Source organism: Aeromonas sp. OTU364 (assembly GCF_038440395.1).
Classification (GTDB): Bacteria; Pseudomonadota; Gammaproteobacteria; order Enterobacterales; family Aeromonadaceae; genus Aeromonas.
The window spans coordinates 81,449-101,015 of record NZ_JASATR010000003.1; the positions used below are offsets into that span (position 1 = coordinate 81,449).

General features: G+C 63.6%; 16 protein-coding genes. 13 read left to right on the plus strand and 3 right to left on the minus strand.

The window, feature by feature from the left end:
* The first annotated feature begins 110 nt into the window (after nucleotides 1-110).
* The 6 genes from ydiJ to AAHB08_RS04835 all read left to right on the plus strand — a co-directional run bounded on the left by ydiJ (nucleotide 111) and on the right by AAHB08_RS04835 (nucleotide 8,760).
* A complete protein-coding gene (ydiJ, locus tag AAHB08_RS04810) occupies nucleotides 111-3,173 on the plus strand; it encodes a D-2-hydroxyglutarate dehydrogenase YdiJ (RefSeq protein ID WP_342058282.1) in 3,063 nt (1,020 codons plus the stop codon).
* Nucleotides 3,173-3,661 carry a hypothetical protein gene (locus tag AAHB08_RS04815; protein ID WP_342058283.1) on the plus strand — a complete coding sequence of 163 codons (489 nt, stop codon included), beginning with the start codon at nucleotides 3,173-3,175 and terminating at the stop codon, nucleotides 3,659-3,661. Before ydiJ ends, AAHB08_RS04815 begins: the two co-directional genes overlap by 1 nt.
* A gap of 108 nt (nucleotides 3,662-3,769) precedes the next feature.
* Nucleotides 3,770-4,231, plus strand: a complete 462-nt coding sequence (locus tag AAHB08_RS04820) for a hotdog fold thioesterase (protein ID WP_202045984.1) — start codon at nucleotides 3,770-3,772, stop codon at nucleotides 4,229-4,231.
* 180 nt (nucleotides 4,232-4,411) lie between these two features.
* Entirely contained in the window at nucleotides 4,412-6,292 is a 1,881-nt protein-coding gene (locus AAHB08_RS04825; protein WP_162519317.1) for a DEAD/DEAH box helicase, read from the plus strand.
* 240 nt (nucleotides 6,293-6,532) lie between these two features.
* On the plus strand, nucleotides 6,533-7,450 hold the full coding sequence (locus tag AAHB08_RS04830) for a LysR family transcriptional regulator (RefSeq protein WP_342058284.1): 918 nt from the start codon (nucleotides 6,533-6,535) through the stop codon (nucleotides 7,448-7,450).
* Nucleotides 7,451-7,554: 104 nt separating this feature from the next.
* Nucleotides 7,555-8,760, plus strand: a complete 1,206-nt coding sequence (locus tag AAHB08_RS04835; protein WP_342058285.1) for an MFS transporter — start codon at nucleotides 7,555-7,557, stop codon at nucleotides 8,758-8,760.
* Between the two features lie 65 nt (nucleotides 8,761-8,825).
* Here the strand turns inward: AAHB08_RS04835 and AAHB08_RS04840 are convergent, their stop codons facing one another.
* Entirely contained in the window at nucleotides 8,826-10,148 is a 1,323-nt protein-coding gene (locus AAHB08_RS04840) for a Na+/H+ antiporter family protein (protein WP_139439473.1), read from the minus strand.
* Nucleotides 10,149-10,399: 251 nt separating this feature from the next.
* Entirely contained in the window at nucleotides 10,400-11,077 is a 678-nt protein-coding gene (gene rnt, locus AAHB08_RS04845) for a ribonuclease T (RefSeq protein WP_202045981.1), read from the minus strand.
* Between the two features lie 146 nt (nucleotides 11,078-11,223).
* Here rnt and AAHB08_RS04850 point away from each other — a divergent pair, with 146 nt between their 5' ends.
* Together AAHB08_RS04850 and AAHB08_RS04855 are read left to right on the plus strand one after the other, a co-directional pair.
* Entirely contained in the window at nucleotides 11,224-13,197 is a 1,974-nt protein-coding gene (locus AAHB08_RS04850) for a methyl-accepting chemotaxis protein (protein WP_342058286.1), read from the plus strand.
* Between the two features lie 67 nt (nucleotides 13,198-13,264).
* Nucleotides 13,265-14,140 (plus strand): flagellar protein MotY, encoded by an 876-nt coding sequence (locus tag AAHB08_RS04855; RefSeq protein WP_193558756.1) that lies wholly within the window; start codon nucleotides 13,265-13,267, stop codon nucleotides 14,138-14,140.
* A gap of 158 nt (nucleotides 14,141-14,298) precedes the next feature.
* On the opposite strand, the gene suhB is transcribed toward AAHB08_RS04855, so the two are convergent.
* Nucleotides 14,299-15,102, minus strand: coding sequence for an inositol-1-monophosphatase (gene suhB / locus AAHB08_RS04860; protein WP_139439477.1), 804 nt, complete (start codon nucleotides 15,100-15,102; stop codon nucleotides 14,299-14,301).
* Nucleotides 15,103-15,302: 200 nt separating this feature from the next.
* On the opposite strand from suhB, the gene AAHB08_RS04865 reads away from it, so the two are divergent.
* The 5 genes from AAHB08_RS04865 (at nucleotide 15,303) to AAHB08_RS04885 (ending at nucleotide 19,566) form a co-directional block, all read left to right on the plus strand.
* Nucleotides 15,303-15,758 (plus strand): hypothetical protein, encoded by a 456-nt coding sequence (locus AAHB08_RS04865; RefSeq protein ID WP_139439478.1) that lies wholly within the window; start codon nucleotides 15,303-15,305, stop codon nucleotides 15,756-15,758.
* A 131-nt stretch (nucleotides 15,759-15,889) separates the two neighbouring features.
* A complete protein-coding gene (locus AAHB08_RS04870; RefSeq protein WP_342058287.1) occupies nucleotides 15,890-16,186 on the plus strand; it encodes a glutathione binding-like protein in 297 nt (98 codons plus the stop codon).
* A 31-nt stretch (nucleotides 16,187-16,217) separates the two neighbouring features.
* Entirely contained in the window at nucleotides 16,218-16,880 is a 663-nt protein-coding gene (locus AAHB08_RS04875; RefSeq protein WP_342058288.1) for a glutathione S-transferase family protein, read from the plus strand.
* 200 nt (nucleotides 16,881-17,080) lie between these two features.
* Nucleotides 17,081-18,607: an ABC transporter substrate-binding protein gene (locus tag AAHB08_RS04880; protein ID WP_342058289.1), complete on the plus strand. Its 1,527-nt coding sequence runs from the start codon at nucleotides 17,081-17,083 to the stop codon at nucleotides 18,605-18,607.
* Nucleotides 18,604-19,566, plus strand: a complete 963-nt coding sequence (locus AAHB08_RS04885) for an ABC transporter permease (protein ID WP_342058290.1) — start codon at nucleotides 18,604-18,606, stop codon at nucleotides 19,564-19,566. Before AAHB08_RS04880 ends, AAHB08_RS04885 begins: the two co-directional genes overlap by 4 nt.
* The last annotated feature ends 1 nt before the right edge of the window (nucleotide 19,567 follow it).

Here is a 19,567-nt window from a genome sequence, read left to right on the forward strand (position 1 = left end):
CTGCCCGCTCACATGTGAGCGGACTGGTTCGGGCGCCCGCAAAGAGGCAGCCCCGAACGGTCGTTGTCGCCGGAATACCGGCATCAAGCAAAGGATGGGAACAAGGATTCATGATCCCGAGACTCGATTACCAGGACAGTTTGTCACCTACAACCCTGCAGTTTCTTGAGTTGCTGGCGCGATCAGCATTTCGTGGTGATATCGAAAAGTCTTATGCAAGCCGGTTGGCGATGGCGACGGATAACAGCGTCTATCAGGTAGTACCTCAGGCGGTTCTCTATCCGCGCAGCGCGGACGATATTGCAGTGATGCTCAGGCTGGCTCAGGGGCCGGAGTACGCCACCTTGAGTTTCTTCCCTCGCGGCGGCGGTACCGGCACCAATGGCCAGTCCCTGGGCGGCGGCATTATCGTCGATCTCTCGCGCCATATGAACCAGATCCTGGAAATTAATCTGGAGCAGGGCTGGGTGCGCGCCCAGGCCGGGGTGGTGAAGGATCAGCTCAACGCCTACCTCAAACCCCACGGCTACTTCTTCTCGCCGGATCTCTCCACCTCCAACCGCGCCACCCTGGGGGGCATGGTCAACACCGATGCCTCGGGGCAGGGGTCCCTGGTCTACGGCAAGACCTCGGATCACGTGCTGGGGCTCAAGGCCGTGCTGGAGAACGGCGACATCATGGCGACCGAGCCGGTGAACGGCCAGCGCCTGGCAGACAAGCTGGCCCTCGAGAGCCGCGAGGGGGAGATCTACCGCACCCTCTATCGCATCGGCAAGGAGAGGCGCGCCGACATCGAAGCCACCTTCCCCAAGCTCAACCGCTTTTTGACCGGTTACGATCTCAAGCACCTCTATCAGCCGGAGAGCGACACCCTGGATGTAAGCCGGGTGCTGTGCGGATCTGAAGGGTCGCTGGGCTTCATCACCGAGGCCCGCCTCAACATCACCCCCATTCCGCGCTACCGCACCCTGGTCAACGTCAAGTACGACAGCTTCCCCTCCGCCCTGCGCAATGCCCCCTTTATGGTGCAGGCCCATGCCCTGTCGGTGGAGACCGTGGACTCCCGAGTGCTGGGGCTGGCCCGCGCCGACATCATCTGGCACTCGGTGAAGGATCTCATCCAGGATGTGCCCGGCAAGGATCTGCAGGGGCTCAACATCGTCGAGTTTGCGGACACCGACGAAGCCGAGCACCAGGCCAAGGTGGCCGAGCTGTGCCGGCGTATCGACGGCCTGCTGGCCAGGGGGGAGGCGGGCATCATCGGCTATCAGGTGTGCGACCACCTGCCGAGCATCGAGACCATCTACGGCATGCGCAAGAAGTCGGTGGGGCTGCTCGGCAACGCCGCGGGGCGCAAGAAGCCGGTGGCCTTTACCGAAGACACCGCCGTGCCGCCTGAGTCACTCGCGGACTTTATCATGGAGTTTCGTGCCCTGCTGGATGGCCACGGCCTCGACTACGGCATGTTCGGCCACGTCGATGCCGGGGTGCTGCACGTGCGACCTGCATTGGATTTGTGCGATCCCGAGCAGGAGGTGCTGCTGCGGCGCATCTCGGATCAGGTGGTGGCCCTCACCGCCAAATATGGCGGCCTGATGTGGGGGGAGCATGGCAAGGGCTTTCGCTCCGAATACAGCCCCGCCTTCTTCGGCGAGCTGTGGGAGGAGCTGCAGCGGGTCAAGGGGGCCTTCGATCCGGCCAACCGCATCAACCCGGGCAAGATCTGCATCCCTTATGGCAGCGGTGCCGAACTGGTGTCGGTGGACGGGCCCAAGCGCGGCAAGTTTGACCGCCAGATCCCCATTGCGGTGCGCGAAAGCTACACCCGCGCCATGGATTGCAACGGCAACGGCCTCTGCTTCACCTTCGAGACCGACTCCCCCATGTGTCCCTCGGTCAAGATAAGCCGCGATCGCCGCCACTCCCCCAAGGGGCGGGCCGGGCTGATGCGCGAATGGCTGCGCCAGCTGGCGGAGCAGGGCTTCGATCCCCTGGCCGAAGAAGTTGCGCTGCAAAGCGGCGGTCTGCGCTTCAAGGCCATCGTCGACAAGTTTCGCAACACCCTGGCCCGCGCTCGCGGCCAGTACGACTTCTCCCACGAGGTGATGGAGGCGATGGAGGGGTGCCTGGCCTGCAAGGCGTGCACCAGCCAGTGCCCCATCAAGGTGGACGTGCCGAGCTTCCGTGCCCGCTTCATGCAGCTCTACCACAGCCGCTATCTGCGCGGCCCCAAGGATTACTTCGTCGGCACCGTCGAAGCTTACGCGCCCCTGCTTGCCAAGGCCCCCAAGCTGGTCAACTTCTTCCTGGAGAAAGAGTGGGCCCAGAAGGCGACCGAGAAGAGCATCGGCATGGTGGATGTGCCGCTTCTGAGCGTGCCCACCCTGGCCGAGGAGCTGCGCGATCACAAGGCCCGCTACTTCGATCTGCCGGGCCTCGAGGCCATGAGCCCCGAGCAGCGCCAAAAAGTGGTGCTCATCGTGCAGGATCCCTTCACCAGCTATTACGACGCCCCCGTGGTGCGCGACTTGGTGAGACTCGCCAGCGAGCTGGGCTATCAGCCCTATCTGCTGCCCTTCAAGCCCAACGGCAAGCCGCAACACGTGAAGGGCTTCCTGCGCGCCTTCGCCCGCACCGCGGCCAACAGTGCCCAGTTCCTCAACAAGATCGCGGCCTTGGGCATCCCCATGGTCGGGGTGGATCCCTCCCTGGTGCTCTGCTATCGCGACGAGTATGTGAAGGCGCTCGGCCCCGCCCGCGGCGACTTCCAGGTGCTGCTGCCCCAGGAGTGGCTGCTCTCTCTTCCGGCCCCGCAAGTCAGGGCCGCAGCGAAAGAGCCGGGAGAGGCGGAGCCCTGGTATCTGTTTGCCCACTGCACCGAGAAGACAGCAAAGCCCTCGACCCACGGCGACTGGGGTACCCTGTTTGGCCGCTTCGGCGCCAAGTTGCAGCCGGTGTCTGTGGGTTGCTGCGGCATGGCGGGCACCTATGGCCACGACGCCAAGCAGGTGGACAACTCCAAGGGGATCTACTCCTTAAGCTGGGCTGAGCCTCTGGCACGCCTGCCCAAGGATCGCTGTCTGGCTACCGGCTATTCGTGCCGCAGCCAGGTCAAGCGGATGGAGGGGGAGAAACTCAAGCATCCGCTGCAGGCGCTGCTGGAACTGCTCTGATGCTGCGCTTCCCCAAGCGGTTTCGGGTGCCACAAGCCTATCGGCACCCGAGCTTTCTGCTGCTGCCTGCCAGCCCGAGCCAGGCCGTGGTGGAGTTCGTCGCCATGCTGCGCGAGCGGGAGCAGCTCCATCAGCTGTTTCGCCCCGATGACGTCTGGCCCTCGGCCCAGTTCAGCCTGAGCCAGCACGAGGCCGATCTGGAGTGGCAGCGCTCGGAGTTTATCGCCAAGCGCTCCTTCGCCTATGGCCTCTGGAGCCCGGAGCGGGAGCCCGAGTTCTGGGGCGGGGTCTACCTCTACCCCTCGGTGCTGCCTGAGGTGGAGGTGGAGCTCTTCTTCTGGAAGGTGGCCGAGGCTCCTCTCGATGACGCCATGCTGGAGGCCGAGCTGCGCGCCTGGCTGGGCAAGGTGTGGCACTGGCATCACCCGCGCCTGCCGGGGCGTGAGCTGCCCTGGGCCGAATGGCCCGGGGTGACCTACCCCTGGTGACGCAAGGTACTTGTCAAGATGCCCCGGTTCGGGGCATCTTTTTTCTTCGTCTTTTTTGCCGGCACTGATCGTGTCCAACTCATTGATCACATAAGGAGTCTGCTCGCCATGAGTCAAGAGAACGCCCCCATCTGGCGCAAACCCATGAGCCTCGAAGGGCTCAACGCCAGCTCCCGCAACACCCTGATGGCCCACCTTGGCATCCTCTATACCGCCTTTGGGCCCGACTGGCTCGAGGCCAGCATGCCGGTGGATCACCGCACCCATCAGCCGCTCGGCATGCTGCACGGCGGCGCCTCCGTGGTGCTGGCGGAGACGCTGGGGTCGCTGGCGGCCAACATGGCGGTGGGGGCGGAGAGCTACTGCGTGGGACTGGAGGTCAATGCCAACCACCTGCGCGCCAAACGGGAAGGGGTGGTGACGGGGCGTTGCTCGCCACTGCATCTGGGGGCCACGACCCAGGTGTGGCAGATTGAAATTCGGGACGAACGTGAGCGTTTATTGTGCACCAGCAGACTGACCATGGCGGTGCTCAAACACAAGCGGGACAAGGACTCCGGCGAGGAGTGATCTGCAATAACGCACCATGGGTGCAAAATAAGCAAGCCATAGTCGCGAGATCCCTCTATAATTGCCAACGTCTTGAGAGGCTTATCACATTTTTCAAGACAGCAGAACAAAGTGGCGCTATAATCGCCGCCTTTTTGCTATTCCGCGGTGTTAGCCGCCTGCCTTAATCTGGAAGAATCTATGTCTGATACCGAACAACTGCCCCTTTTTAGTGAGCTTGGACTGGCCGCGCCTGTATTGAAAGCGCTGCAGGACGTGGGCTATGAGCGCCCGTCACCGATCCAGGCCGCAGCAATTCCCCACCTGATGGCGGGACACGATCTGCTGGGGCAGGCGCAAACCGGTACAGGGAAGACCGCTGCTTTTGCCTTGCCTCTGTTGTCTCGTCTGGAAGCTGGTAACCGTAACACTCAGATTTTGGTGCTGGCACCGACCCGTGAGCTGGCGCTGCAAGTTGCCGAGGCGTGCCAACGTTACGCCAAGCACATGCCTGACTTCCATGTCCTGCCCATCTACGGTGGCTCCTCTTACGAAACCCAGACCCGCGCCCTGCGCCGTGGTGCCCAGGTGGTCGTCGGTACCCCTGGTCGCGTGATGGATCTGATCCGTCGCAAGAACCTGGACCTATCCGGCCTGAAAGCCCTGGTACTGGACGAAGCCGATGAAATGCTGCGTATGGGCTTCATCGACGACGTGGACTGGATCATGGAACAGTGCCCGGCCACCCGTCAGGTTGCCCTGTTCTCTGCCACCATGCCGGACCAGATCCGTCGTGTTGCCCAGAAGCACCTGAAGCAGCCCAAAGAGATCAAGATCATCACCAAGACGTCCACTGCACCGACCATCCGCCAGCGCTACTGGCAGGTAACCGGTCTGCACAAGCTGGACGCCATGACCCGTCTGCTGGAAGTCGAACCGTACGAAGCCGTACTGGTCTTCGTGCGCACCAAGAACGCCGCCGAAGAGCTGGCCAGCAAACTGGCCGCCCGTGGTCACGCCTGTGAAGCCCTGCACGGTGACATCCCGCAGAAGCTGCGTGAGCGTACCGTCGACAAGCTGCGTCAAGGCCAGCTGGACATCCTGATCGCCACCGACGTCGTCGCCCGTGGTCTGGACGTCGAGCGCATCACCCACGTGGTGAACTACGACATTCCGTACGATACCGAATCCTATGTTCACCGTATCGGCCGTACCGGCCGTGCCGGTCGCAAGGGCGAGGCCATCCTGTTCGTGGCTCCCCGCGAGCGCCGCATGCTGCGCGCCATCGAGCACGCCACTCGTCAGGCCATCGAGCCGATGAAGATGCCGAGCACCGAGGACATCAACCAGCACCGCATGACCAAGTTCAAGGAGCGCATCCGGGAAACCATGATGGGCGAAGAGCTTGAGATCTACGTGAACCTGGTGAACGAGCTGATCGAAGAAGATTCTGCCGATCCGCTGGAGCTGGCTGCCGCCCTGGCCAAGCTGGTACAGGGTGACCAACCGCTGCTGCTGGATGACTCCATCCCTGAGCCGGCAAGCGATCGTGCTGGCCGTGAGTTCGAGCGCCGTGACTTCGGTGATCGTGCTCCCCGTGATTTCGGCGACCGTGGCGATCGTCCTGCCCGTCGCATGCCGTCCCTGGAGCCGCGCCCGCTGAAAGACAATCCTGACGTGGAGATGGAGCGTTACCGCGTAGACGTGGGTGCCCATCACGGCGTCAAGCCGGGCCAGATCGTGGGCGCCATCGCCAACGAAGCGAACATCGAGAGCCGTTTCATCGGCAACATCGACATCGCCGATGACTTCTCCACCGTCGACCTGCCGAAAGGCATGACAGCCGACGTGCTGGAAGTGATCAAGAAGGCCCGTGTCTGCCAGCGTCCGCTGCAGATCACCCGCTACACCGAGGTGCCGGCCGGCAGCAACACTGCCCCCCGTCCGCCCCGCAGCGATCGTCCCTTCAACAAGGATCGCCGCCCCAGCGGTGACCGTCCGTTCAACAAGAGCGGGGAGCGCCGTGAAGGTGGCTTCAACAAGGATCGTAAGTTCGGTGGCAACAAGCGCCGCGACAGCTGAGTCCAGATCTGATTGATGAAAGGCCGCTCCATGAGCGGCCTTTTTTTGTGCGCCTCGTTTGGACAAGAGTGCGGGCAAACGGATCCCGCAAGACACCGGACAGGATGGCAAGAGGCCATCCCTGGGCCATGTCGGACAGGGCAGGGGTGCGGCCGAGGGGGCGGGATGCTACCTTGTGCCACTGGATGCCGACGGTGCAAGGTGAGACGCCGCCGGCAGTGACGGGCAGGGGAGAGACGGATGGATAGATTGGGGGTGATGGAGGTCTTCGTGCTGGCGGTGGAGACCGGCTCCTTCTCGGCGGTGGGGCGTCGGCTGGGGCTGGGTCAACCCACTGTCTCCAAGCTGATTGCCCAGCTGGAGGAGCGTCTTGGCAGCCGCCTGCTGCTGCGCTCGACCCGTGGCCTGGCCCCCACCGAGGCGGGGGAGGCCTATTATCGGCGCGCCAGGGAGATATTGGCGCAGGTCAACGAGGCCGACGCCAGGGTGCAGCAGTGCCGGGCCGGCCTGAGCGGTCGCCTGCGGGTAAGCGCCCCCGTCACCTTCGCCCGCCTGCACATCATCCCGCACCTGTCGGATTTTCTCGGGGATCACCCTGGGCTGGATCTCGAGATCCTGCTGGATGATGGCAACGTCGATCTCATCTCGGCCGGCATCGATGTCGCCTTGCGGCTCGGGGAGCAGGCGGATTCGGCGCTGGTGGCACGCCGTCTCTCCCGCTGCGAGATGCGGGTGCTGGGCACTCCGGCCTACTTCGCGGCCAGGGGGATGCCCGCCTCCCCCCAGGGGTTGCAGGATCACGATCTGGTGCTCTACAGCCCCAAGCCCGGCATGGGGCAGCAGTGGCTGTTTTGCCGGGGAGACGAACGGATTGCGGTGCGAGGGCGGGGACGGCTGACGGTCTCGGCCGCCGAGGGGATGCGGGCCGCCGTGCTGGCGGGACTTGGGCTCGGCATCGCCTCCGAGTGGATGTTCGCCCCCGAGCTTGCCCGGGGGGAGGTGGTGGTGGCGCTGCCGGAGTGGCGATTGCCGACGCTGGAGCTCTGGACCCTGCTGCCGGCAGGTCGCGAACTCAGCGCCAAGGCGCGCACCTTCCTGACCTTCGTGGCCGGGCTGCCCGGCGTGAAGCAGGGGCCGGAGCATGCCGGGGTGGAATAGGTGTTATGGCGGTGTGCCTGCTAGTGCCGCCCCGTGTCCATGGGTAGTCTGTGCTCATCCAGCCCGTGGCTGCACGGGGTTCATTCATCTATGAGGATGGCATCATGAGTTCATCAGTCTCCACCGACCGGGCCGCCATGGCGAGCCGCACCCCAAGCCCCGCCCTTGTCTTTGCCATGGCCCTCTCCTGTGGACTGGCGGTCGCCAACATCTATTACAACCAGCCCATGCTGGCGGTGATGGCACAGGATTTTCCCGGTCAACCCGCCATCCCCCTGATCGCCATGCTGACCCAGCTCGGTTATGCGGCCGGCCTGTTGTTGCTGGTGCCGCTCGGGGATGTGGTCGAGCGTCGCTGGCTCGTCCTTGGGCAGTTCGTGCTGATTGCGCTGGCCTCCACGATGGCGGCCATGGCCACGGAGGCGACCATGTTGATGCTGGCCACCGTCCTGCTCGGGATAGGCGCCACGGCAGCCCAGCAGATAGTGCCGGTGGCGGCCACCCTGGCCGATCCCGCCAGGCGAGGGGCCGTGGTCGGCAGCGTGATGAGCGGCTTGCTCGGCGGCATCCTGCTCAGCCGTACGCTGGCAGGCCTGGTCACCGCCTATGGCAGCTGGCGGGCCATGTTCTGGTGCGGGGTGCCACTGGCCCTGCTGGGGGGGCTGCTGATGGCCAGGATGATCCCGCTGGGATTGCCCCGCTCCACCCTGAGCTATCCTCGCCTGCTGGCCTCTCTCATCGACTTGTGGCGCGAAGAGCCTGCCTTGCGCCGCGCCACCTTGACCCAGGCTTTGCTGTTTGCCTCCTTCAGTGCCTTCTGGACTGTGCTGGCCTTCTACCTCGCCGATCCCGCCTATGGGCTCGGTGCCGAGGTCGCCGGTCTGTTCGGGGTGATCGGCGTGGCGGGTGTGGTGGCTGCCCCGCTGGCGGGACGAATGGCCGACAGGCGGGGGGCGAGATCCGTGGTGCTGGTGAGTGCCCTGCTGGTGGTGCTGGCCTGGATCCTGTTCGAGACATGGCTCTCTCTGGTCGGGCTGGCGCTCGGGGTCATCTTGCTGGATCTGGGGGTACAGAGTGCGCTCGTCGCCCATCAGCAGCTCATCTATGGCCTGAGAGCCGAGGCGAGGGGACGGATCAATACCCTCTTCATGACGGGCATGTTCCTGGGAGGGACGCTCGGCTCAAGCCTGGCCATGCTGGCCTGGCAGCAGGGGGGCTGGGTCGATGTGGGCTGGGCGGGCCTCGCGCTGGCTCTGACGGCCTGCTTGGCCGCCCTCGCCGGGAAGCGGAGTCTGCAACCGGCCTCCTGAGACGAGTGCCAGAGACAAAAAAGGCGACCCTGGGGTCGCCTTTCGTCTGCCTGCGTGGCGCCTTGTCAGAGCACCATGGCGGCTATCCAGCCGAAGATAATGAGCGGGATGTTGTAGTGGATGAAGGTAGGCACCACGCTGTCCCAGATGTGGTCGTGCTGGCCATCGGCGTTGAGGCCAGAGGTGGGGCCCAGGGTCGAGTCGGAGGCGGGGGAGCCCGCATCCCCCAGCGCACCCGCGGTCCCCACCAGGGCGATGGTCGCCATGGGGGAGAAACCGAGGTGGATGCACAGGGGCACATAGATGGTGGCGATGATGGGCACGGTGGAGAAGGAGGAGCCTATCCCCATGGTGATGAGCAGGCCCACCAGCAGCATCAGGAAGGCGGCCAGCCCCTTGTGGCCAGCCATCATGCCGGAGACGGACTGCACCAGGCTCTCCACCCCGTGGGTCTCCTTCATCACGGCGGCGAAGCCGGCGGCGGAGATCATGATGAAGCCGATGAGGGACATCATGCGCACGCCCTGGGTGAAGGCGTCCTGGCTCTCGCGAAACTTGATGACGCCACCGCAGGTGAAGATGATGAAACCGGCGAGGGCCCCCAGCACTATGCTGTTGGTCATCAGCTGCAGGCCGAGTGCCACGGCGATGGCCAGCAGGGCGACCCAGATGTGGCTGAGGTTCAGTTCGACGGTTTCCGGCTCGGCGGCCAGGATCTTCTCCAGATCATACTGGCGCGGCTTGCGATAGCTGAAGAAGACAGCCACCAGCAGCCCGACGAACATGCCGAGCACCGGAATGGCCATCGCCAGCGGCAGCTGGCTGAACTCGACCGCCACCCCGTTGTCGATCAGGTTCTTGGCCAGGATGTTGTTAAGGAAGATGCCACCAAAGCCCACCGGCAGCAGCATGTAGGTCGCGGTCAGGCCGAAGGTGATGACGCAGGCCACCTGGCGGCGATCGATCTGCATCTGGGCCATGACGTGCAACAGCGGCGGGATCAGGATGGGAATGAAGGCGATGTGGACCGGGATCAGGTTCTGGGAGGAGATGGATACCCCCAGTACCGAGGTGAGCAGCAGGCTCTTGACCCAGAGGATGCGGGACGAACTGGCATCCTTGCCGAGCTGGCTGATCACCTTGCGGGCCAGCAGGTCGGTGATCCCGGAGCGGGAGATGGCCACCGCGAAGGCCCCCAGCATGGCGTAGGAGAGGGCGATTTCGGCGCCGCCACCCAGTCCGCCGGTGAAGGTGCTGAGGGTCTGTTCGAGGGAGAGGCCGCCGAGCAGGCCGCCGACGATGGCGCCGATGGCGAGAGAGACCACCACATTGATCCGCAGCAGGCTGAGCACCAGCATCAGCGCCACCGCGATAACAACAGGATTCATTTGATTTCCTTATAGATTGTGTTGCTGTCTGTCGGGGGAAAGTCAGCTAGTTTGCGAAAAACGTGACAAATGTCGAGAAAAAAAACGGCAAAATGGCCTCTTCACGGTATTCCAGCCGAGCTGAATCAGTTCTGTCGGGATGGCGTGCTGAAAACGGTGCTAGATGACCCTGTTTGTGCCGTTCTGGTCAAACCAGCTGCCTGGCGACGGCTCCGACCTCATAGAAAGAGGCTGCCAAGGCAGCCTCTTTCTCATTCCCCAATGGCACTGCCGGGGTTGTCATCGGCGGGCATCTCCTCCGGATTGGCCAGGGGCCAACCCCCCAGGCTCTTCCAGCGGTTGACGATATGACAGAACAGCTCTGTGGTGCGCTCGGTGTCATAGAGGGCGGAGTGGGCCTCTTTGTTGTCAAAGGGGATGTTCGCGCTCTGGCAGGCCTTGGCCAGCACCGTCTGCCCCAGGGCCAGGCCCGAGAGGGCTGCGGTGTCGAAGGTGGCGAAGGGGTGGAACGGATTGCGCTTGAGACCGGCCCGCTCGGCGGCAGCCATCACGAAGCCGTGATCGAAGGTGGCGTTGTGGGCCACTATGATGGCCCGGCCGCAGTCGCTCTCCTTCATACCCTTGCGCACCCCCTTGAAGATCTCGGTGAGCGCTTCCTTCTCGTCCACGGCGCCGCGCAGTGGATTGAAGGGGTCTATGCCGGTGAACTCCAGGGCGGCCTTCTCCAGATTGGCCCCTTCGAATGGCGCCACATGAAAATGGAAGATCTGATCGGGCATGAGCCAGCCCTGCTCATCCATCTTGAGGGTATAGGCGGCGATCTCCAGCAGGGCATCGGTCTTGGCATTGAATCCGGCGGTTTCAACATCGATGACGACGGGGTAAAAGCCACGAAAACGGCCCTTGAGGGTGTGAACGGCGTCGGTCATGGTATCTCGGTCGGCGTGAAAGGAGGCGGCATTATGGCAAAAAAGCCGGCCCTTGTCCCTCCTGGGCCGCCATGCGCAGGCCAACTGGTTCTATTAAAAGCAGTTGCGCTTATAATTGGCCACTTCAACCATGGAGGGGCGAGGCGATGAAGAAGCTGGGATTGGCGCACAAGATGTTGCTGGTGGTCTGTCTGCCACTGTTGGCCCTGCTGTTTTTTTCCGGTCGATACGTCTATGAGCGTTATCGGGCCGAGCAGGAGATGAGTCAGGCAGAGGCTGCGCTCGGGGTGGTGCGGGAGGCGGCGCAGCTCGCCCATGAGCTGCAAAGGGAGCGTGGCATGTCGGCCGGCTTCCTCGGTTCTGGCGGCAACAAGTTCCGTGATGCCCTGCCTGCCCAGCGCAAGGTGGTCGACACCCTGCTGGTGCGTTTTCATCAGGATCCTGCCTTGCTGGCATTGACAGAGGTGCAGCAGGCGTTGACCGGGCTCACCGCCATGCGTGAGCGGGTTGGTGCCCTGGGGGTCGAGGTGGCGGAGCAGGTCGGCTTTTACACCCGTCTCATCACCCAGTTGCTGGCGGTGGTGGATCAGGTCAGCATTCGCAGTCAGGATGCCACCATAGCGCTGCAGACCAGTGCCTACGCCGCCTTCTTGCAGAGCAAGGAACGCATGGGGCTGGAGCGGGCGACCCTGAGCAATGTGTTCGCGCGAGGCAGTTTCACCCCGGCGCTGTTGCAGCAGTACATCTCCCTCCTCGCCGCCCAGAATACCTATCTCGAGCGTTTCCAGGCGTTAGCCAGCCCCTCGCAACGTCAGCTGCTGGCCGACAGTCTGGCCTCTCCCGTGGTGGCCAAGGTAGCCGACATCGAAAAACTGGCGCTGGAGAAGGCGGCCAGCGGCGGCTTTGGGGTGGATGCCGAAGCCTGGTTTGCCTTGAGTACCGACAAGATAAGCCTGCTCAAGGAGAGCGAGGATCGCCTCTATCAACAGTTGTACGATCGGGTTGAGCAGATGCGGGCCAGGAGTGCCAGCGACTTCTGGTGGGCCGCCCTCGGCGTACTCTTGTGCGTGGCCCTGACCAGTGCCGTCTGCTGGCGGGTGGTGCGCGACCTGCATCAGGGCTTCATGGCGCTGCATCAGACCTTCAAACGGCTGGTGCAGGAGAACGACCTGACGGTGCGGGTCAACTGGCGATCCGGTGATGAACTGGGAGCATTGGCACAGGATCTGAACCGCTTCCTCGAACATCTGGAAGGCCTGTTGCTGGCGGTGCGCCGCTCCTGCGACGTGCTGGCGCGCAGCGCCGCCGCCTCGGCAGAGGTGATAGCACAGGTCAACGCCGGTGTGGTCAAGGGGGTTGGCCAGGTGGATCTGGTCGCCACCGCCGCGACCGAGATGGCCTCGACGGTGGCGGAGATTGCCCGCAACGCCACCCAGACTTCGCAGGCGACCCAGCAGGCCATCGGACGTGCCCATCAGGGGGACAGGGAGGTAGATCAGACTATAGACGCCATCCAGCTGGTGGCGGGCACCCTGGTCGATACCCAGCAGCTGGTGGACAACCTGCATCGTGAGACGGAGTCGGTCGGCGAGGCGCTCAGCCTCATCAAGCAGATCTCGGACAGAACCAATCTGCTGGCCCTCAACGCCGCCATCGAGGCGGCCCGCGCCGGCGAATCCGGTCGCGGTTTTGCGGTGGTGGCGGAGGAGGTGAGGGCGCTGGCCTCGCGCACCCAGCAGGCGGCGGATGACATTGCGGGTATGCTGGCCCGTCTGCGCCAGGGCGCCAGTCAGGCGGTGACGGCCATGCACCTGGGCACCGAACAGGCGGGGCTGAGTGTGACCGAAGCCAAACGGGCCGGCAGCGAGCTGACCGATATCGTCAAGGAGGTGCGCAAGGTGAACGACATGACCGCCCAGGTGGCGACCGCCACCGAGGAGCAACGTTATGTGACCGACGATATCCAGCACAACGTGCTGACCATTCGGGAGGTCTATGAGGCCCACCGCCTGCACTCGGAGACCCTGCAACAAAACAGTGTCGAGCTGGATCAGCTGGCCCAGGATCTGACGGCCCGCATCGCCAGCTTCAAACTGATGGAGCGCCCCGCTCCCCATTGAGGTTTTGCCCTAAAGCTTGGCTTGCCGCTGCCGATAGTTAATCCGAGATCGTGTGGAGGGCAAGCCGTTGAATGCTTGGGTGTTAGGGTTGATCAGCATATCCGTGAGTATGCAGTTGCAGGCGGGAGTGACCGAGTTCGGTGCCGGTCTGGATCAATCCGTCTGGCGGTTGACCTCGGATACTCAGGTGGAGTGCCGTCTCGAACACCCCATACCCCGCTGGGGCACGGGTGCCTTCGTCAGCCGGGCCGGTCGCAAGATCAACCTGGACTTCGAGCTGAAGGGGCAGCGGCCGCAGGCCAGGACCCAGACGGTGAGCCTCGGGATCATGCCCCCCAGCTGGCGTCCCGGTGTCTCCGGACGCCAGATAAGCCAGCTGCAGTTCTATCAGCAGTTCGACGGCCTGGTGGCGGGGCAAACCGCCTGGACCATGCTGGACGAGCTGGAGGGGGGGCGCATGCCCACCTTCCAGTACAGAGACTGGTATCGCCAGGACAGGCCGGTGCGGGTGTCGCTCTCCTCGGTCAACTTCAGGGTCAAATACCAGGCCTTCATGGATTGCCTGAGCGGCCTCTTGCCCTACAGCTTCAACGACATCGCCTTCAGCGTGCTCTCCTATGACAAGAACAGCGATCAGCTGTCGCCTGCCTCCAGGCGGCGACTGGCGCTGATCGGCGACTACGTGAAGGCGGACAAGAGCATAGACGTGGTGGTGATCGACGCCTACAGCGACAGCTACGGCGGTCGCTGGCCGAATCAGAAGCTCTCCGAGAAGCGGGCAGATGCCATCAAGCAGGTGTTTGTGGATCTCGGCATCGAGGAGGGCAAGATCTCGGTGGAGGGGCACGGCGAGAAACAGCACGTGGCCTCCAACGAGACGGACGCTGGCCGAGCCAAGAACCGGCGGGTCGTGATCAACATGGGGCGTAACGGCACCATCTAAAGTGAATAACCGTGCACCGCTAGCCTGCTCATCTGGAATGGGGCAGGGGCAGGTTCCACGCTGCAGCGGCTGACTTTCCGGATCATCGAGATAAAAAAATGCCAGTCGGCTGGGCCGACTGGCATTTTTTTCAAGGGTTTGCGACTTACCTGGCCAGCTTATTTAGCCAAAGAGTCCGGCAGGTTTTCGCGGATCTTGCCGAGCATCTCTTTCAGGACGCGCGGGTTGGCAACCACCATGTTGCCGGAGTTCTCGTAGTTGTGACCACCCACGAAGTCGGTAACGATGGCACCGGCTTCCTTGGCCAGCAGCTCACCGGCGGCCGTTTCCCAGGGCTTCAGGCCGATTTCCCAGAAACCATCGATGCGACCAGCGGCCACATAGGCCAGATCCAGGGCGGGGCAGCCGGCACGGCGGATATCGGCACATTCGATGAACATGCTCTGGAACATCTTCAGGTACGGCTCGATGTGGTGCTTCTGCTTGAACGGGAAACCGGTGGCCAGTACGGTGCCAGCCATCTCTTTGGCCTTGCCGACACGGATACGGTAGCCGTTCAGCTGGGCGCCGTTGCCACGGGTGCTGGTAAACAGCTCGTCACGAATGGGATCGTAAACGACGGCTTGTTCGGTCTTGCCCTTGACGCGCAGGGCGATGGAGACGGCAAAGTGCGGAATGCCCTTGACCAGGTTGGTCGTGCCATCCAGTGGGTCGATGATCCATTGGTAATCCGGATTGGTACCGGCAATCTCACCAGACTCTTCAGCCACGATGCTGTGTTCCGGGTAAGACTTCTTGATGGTGTGAATGATTGCCGCTTCGGCTTCACGGTCAACGTTGGTCACGAAGTCGTGGCTGCCTTTTTGGATAGCCTCGATGTTCTCGGGCTGGGAGAAGGCTTTTACTACAACTTGACCGGCGTTGCGCGCAGCGCGCACGGCGATATTCAGCATCGGATGCATAGGTTCACCACTGGATGTTAAAGAACGGGGGATAAAAGGACGCGGTATCTTACCAAGATATTCTGGAATAGCAACCATGGTACCCGCATTCGGTCATGGTGGGGGCTGGCAGATCTGACGGCTCCAATAAAGGCCTGTTATCGGCTAGTCTTATCGCGACAGCCGGCTAACAGGCTGTGGTGAGCATAGGGACATGAGCCATGAATCTGTCATTAGTCAGTCAAAAACCGTCGGCAGCGACGACATTGGGTGTGCTGGCCGCACTGCGTGCCGCCAGTGGAGAGGGGGATTACTTCACCGAGGTGAGGGTGGCACAACCGGATAGTTGGCAACCGTCGAAGGAGGAGGCGGCCATCTTGCTGCTGGAAGAGGATGATGCGGCATGGCCGGAGCCGGTCTGGCCCGCCAGCGGCGCTGCCCTGGGATTGCCCGTGCTGCCCTTGCTGGTTCACCGACAATATGACAGCCCTCCCCAGGGGCCGGATGTCAGGGACCCGCGCTTTTACTTCGTCTCCAATGGCATAGTGCTGGATGAAACTGAACTCGCGGATCCCGCCTGCAGCCTGGTACTGCAGAGCAAATTAGAGTCCTATTTCCCGCTTCTCTCCCGCCTCATCCTGCTGCGTCAGCGTCAACCCGTGGTGCTGTGCAGCTAACCGCTCCCCCCTCTATTCGGGCTGTTCAAGCGGCGCAATATTTGTCATAACAGACCGATATTGCGCCGTTTGGCTTTTGCTCCTCATGGGAATGGGAAGCGGCCCGCTGTGTTCCCGACAACGGAGGCGAGATGACGGTCTATGAGTTGAACCGTGCCCCCAACGCCCGCCGGGTCAGGATGTTTCTGGCGGAGAAGGGCACAGTGGGGGAGGAGTGCAAGCAGCAGGCCCTGGTCTGGTTTGCCAGGCTCGATGCCCGCCTTGCCGAGCTGCCCTATGTGGCAGGAGATCGCTTCACCATCGCCGACATCCTGGCGCTGTGCACCATCGGCTTTGGCAAGGTCGTCGCTCTTCGCATCGCCCCGCACCAGCATCACTTGCAGGCCTGGCATGAGCGGGTGAGTGCCCGTCCCAGCGCTCAGGCCTGATCATTATGTTTGAACGACCAAGGAGTCCAAGATGATAGAGTTGTACACTGCCGCCACGCCCAATGGGTTCAAGGTGTCGATCGCCCTCGAGGAGCTGGGGTTGCCTTACAGGGTGATCCCGCTGGATTTCTCGACCATGGAGCAGAAGAAGCCCGAGTTTCTGGCCATCAACCCCAATGGCCGCATTCCGGCCATCGTCGATCGGGATAACGGTGACTTCGCCGTGTTCGAATCTGGCGCCATCCTTATCTATCTGGCGGAAAGAACCGGCAAGCTGCTGCCGCAGGATCCCAAGCGCCGCTCCCAGGCCATCCAGTGGCTGATGTTCCAGATGGGTGGCGTCGGCCCCATGATGGGGCAGGCCAACGTCTTCTACCGCTACTTCCCCGAGAAGATCCCGGCGGCCATAGAGCGCTACCAGAAGGAGGGGCGCCGTCTGTTCGAGGTGCTCGACGGCCACCTGGCGCACCATGAGTACCTGGCCGACGAGTACAGCATCGCCGACATTGCCACCTGGCCCTGGGTGCGGATCCATGACTGGAGCGGCATCTCCATCGAGGGCCTGCCCCATCTGCAGGCCTGGATGGCGCGCATGGAGGCCAAACCCGCCTGCCAGAAGGGCATCACCATTCCGCCCCGCAACGAGAGCCCCGAGGATCAGGTCAAGCGGGCACAGCAGATGGTGACCCGCTAGGATGATGACGATGGCCCGATGACGGGCCATCGCTTTTTATGATTGCCGCCCCATTGTCCGCCTGCTGGGCCGCTCATCTGTTCCCCCTTTCCCGCTGTAAATAAGCCATCTATCAAAAATGAAAAGTCATTCATTCTGATTAATTGTTATGTTATAACGCCAGATCTTGGTTGGTAATCATTATCGTTTGGATGGAAAGGATGACAAAAATACACGCCCGTTGGGGATGGTGCGCCCTGGTGTTGATGGCCGGGATGAATGTTGCTCACGGCAAGCCGCTGGCCATGGTGGGGCCCTGGGAGATCCACAGTGTCGACCCTGCCAGCAACGGGGTTTTCTTTACCCGCATGCAGGTGGCGGAGACCCTGGTCGAGGTCGACAGCCAGGGCAATCTGCAGCCCGGGCTCGCGAGCCAGTGGTCTCACTCCGAGGATGGCCTGCAATGGCGATTCACCCTGCGCCCCGGGGCCCGCTTCCACGATGGCAGCGAGGTGAGCGCCGAGCAGGTCGCCTTTGCCCTGCAGCAGGCATGGCGCAAGCCCGGTGTCATGACCAGCGCCCCCATCGCGTCCATCGAGGCCCATGAGGGGGCCCTGCTGGTCACCCTCACCGGCCCCTTCGCGCCCCTGGCCGCCGTGCTGGCGCACCCCAGCACCCAGATCCTGGCGAAGGGGGCCTATGATGCCAAGGGGGAGGTGACCCAGGTCATCGGCTCAGGCCCCTATCGCATCACCCGGTTGCAGCAGCCCCAGCGAGTCGAGACCGAGCGCTTCGATGGCTGGCAGGGCCCCCAGCCTGCCATCTCGCAGGTGAGCTACCTGACGGTGGGCCGCGCCGAGAGCCGCACCCTGATGGCCGAGAGCGGTCAGGCCGACATCGCCTGGGGGCTGGATCCGGTCAGCATCCGCCGCTTGCAGCAGGCGCCCCGGGTCTCCATCGTCTCCGTTACCCTGCCGCGCACCATACAGCTCAAGCTCAATGGGGCCGATCCTCTTCTGAAGGATCCGGCGGTGCGCCGTGCCCTCAGCCTCGCCATCGATCGCCGTGGCATGGCGGCGGCCCTGCTGCGGGATCCCGAGATGGCGGCGACCCAGCTCTTCCCTCCCACCCTGGGGGAGTGGCATCAACCCGGGCTGACCCCGCTCGCCTATGACGTCAAGGCGGCTCAGGCGGCCTTGGCGGCGGCAGGCTGGCTGTTGGGGGCGGATGGCGTGCTGCACAAGGGGGAGGCGCGTTTCGCCCTGACCCTGCGCACCTTCCCGGATCGCCCGGAATTGCCCCTGCTGGCCACGGCACTGCAGGCGCAGTGGAAGGCGGTGGGGGTGGACCTCAAGGTGGCGGTGGGCAACTCGAGCGAGATCCCGGCCGGTCATCAGGATGGCTCGCTCCAGCTCGGCCTCTATGCCCGCAACTATGCCCTGGTGCCGGATCCCCTGGTCACCCTGCTGGGGGATCTGGCCCCCGCCGGTGCCGACTGGGGGGTGATGAACTGGCAATCCCAAGCCATGGAGCAAACACTGGCCCGCCTTGACAAGGAGACCCTGCCCGCGGGGGAGGCCGCGGCACTGCGCCGTGACATCGCCACCACCCTGCAGCAGGAGTTGCCCCTCCTGCCCATCGCCTGGTATCGCCAGAGCGCGGCGGTCAGCCGTGAGCTGAAGGGCTTTGAGCTGGATCCCCAGGAGCGCAGCTACCGTCTGGACAAGCTGACATGGAGTGCACAATGACAGCGGCGCCCTTCTCTGCCGTCATGGGAATACTGGGCCAGCGGCTGGTGCAGGCGCTGATGGTGGCCCTGCTGGTGGCCGGGCTCTGTTTTCTGATGGTGCAATCCCTGCCTGGGGACATCGCCTTTCGCATCGCCGCGGGCCGCTACGGCTATGACTATGTCACCGCCGAGGCCGCCAACGCGGTGCGAAGCGAGCTGGGGCTGGCCGGCTCGGCCCTCTCCCGCTTCGGTGACTGGCTGGGGGCCCTGCTGCAGGGGGATCTTGGCAGCTCCCTGGTGACGGGCGCACCTGTGGCCAGCGAGGTGGGCCACCACCTGGGGGCCACCCTGTCCCTGGCGGTGGCCGCCGTGGTCCTGGCTCTGTTGCTGGCGCTGCCGCTCGGCAGCCTGAGCGCCCTGCGTCCGGGGGGATGGTGCGATCGCCTGACCCTGGGCTGGAGCGTGCTGATGCGCGCGCTGCCTCCCTTCCTGCTCGGCCTGGTGCTCATGGTGCTGCTCTCGGTGGAGCTGGGCTGGGTCAGCGCCGCCGGTCACGGGGAGGGGAGCAACCTGCTGTTGCCCGCCCTCACCCTGGGGCTGGGGCTTTCGGGTGTGCTCTCCCGGGTGGTGCGCGAGAGCGTGCTCACCGTGGTGCAGTCCGGTTATTACTGCTTCGCCCTCACCAAGGGGCTCTCGCCTGCCCGGGTCTTCAGGCGTCACGGCCTGCGCAATACCGGGGTCAGCGTCATCGCCTACACAGGGGTTCAGCTGGTGCTGCTCATCGAAGGGGTCGTGGTGGTCGAGAGCCTGTTCGCCTGGCCCGGCATCGGCCATGCCCTGGTGCATGCCATCTTCTGGCGCGATATCCCCATGGTGCAGGGAACCGTGCTGGTGCTGGCGGCGCTCTTCGTGCTGCTCAATACCCTGACGGATCTGCTCTGCCTCGCCATCGATCCCCGCGGTCCCAAGGAGTCCTGAT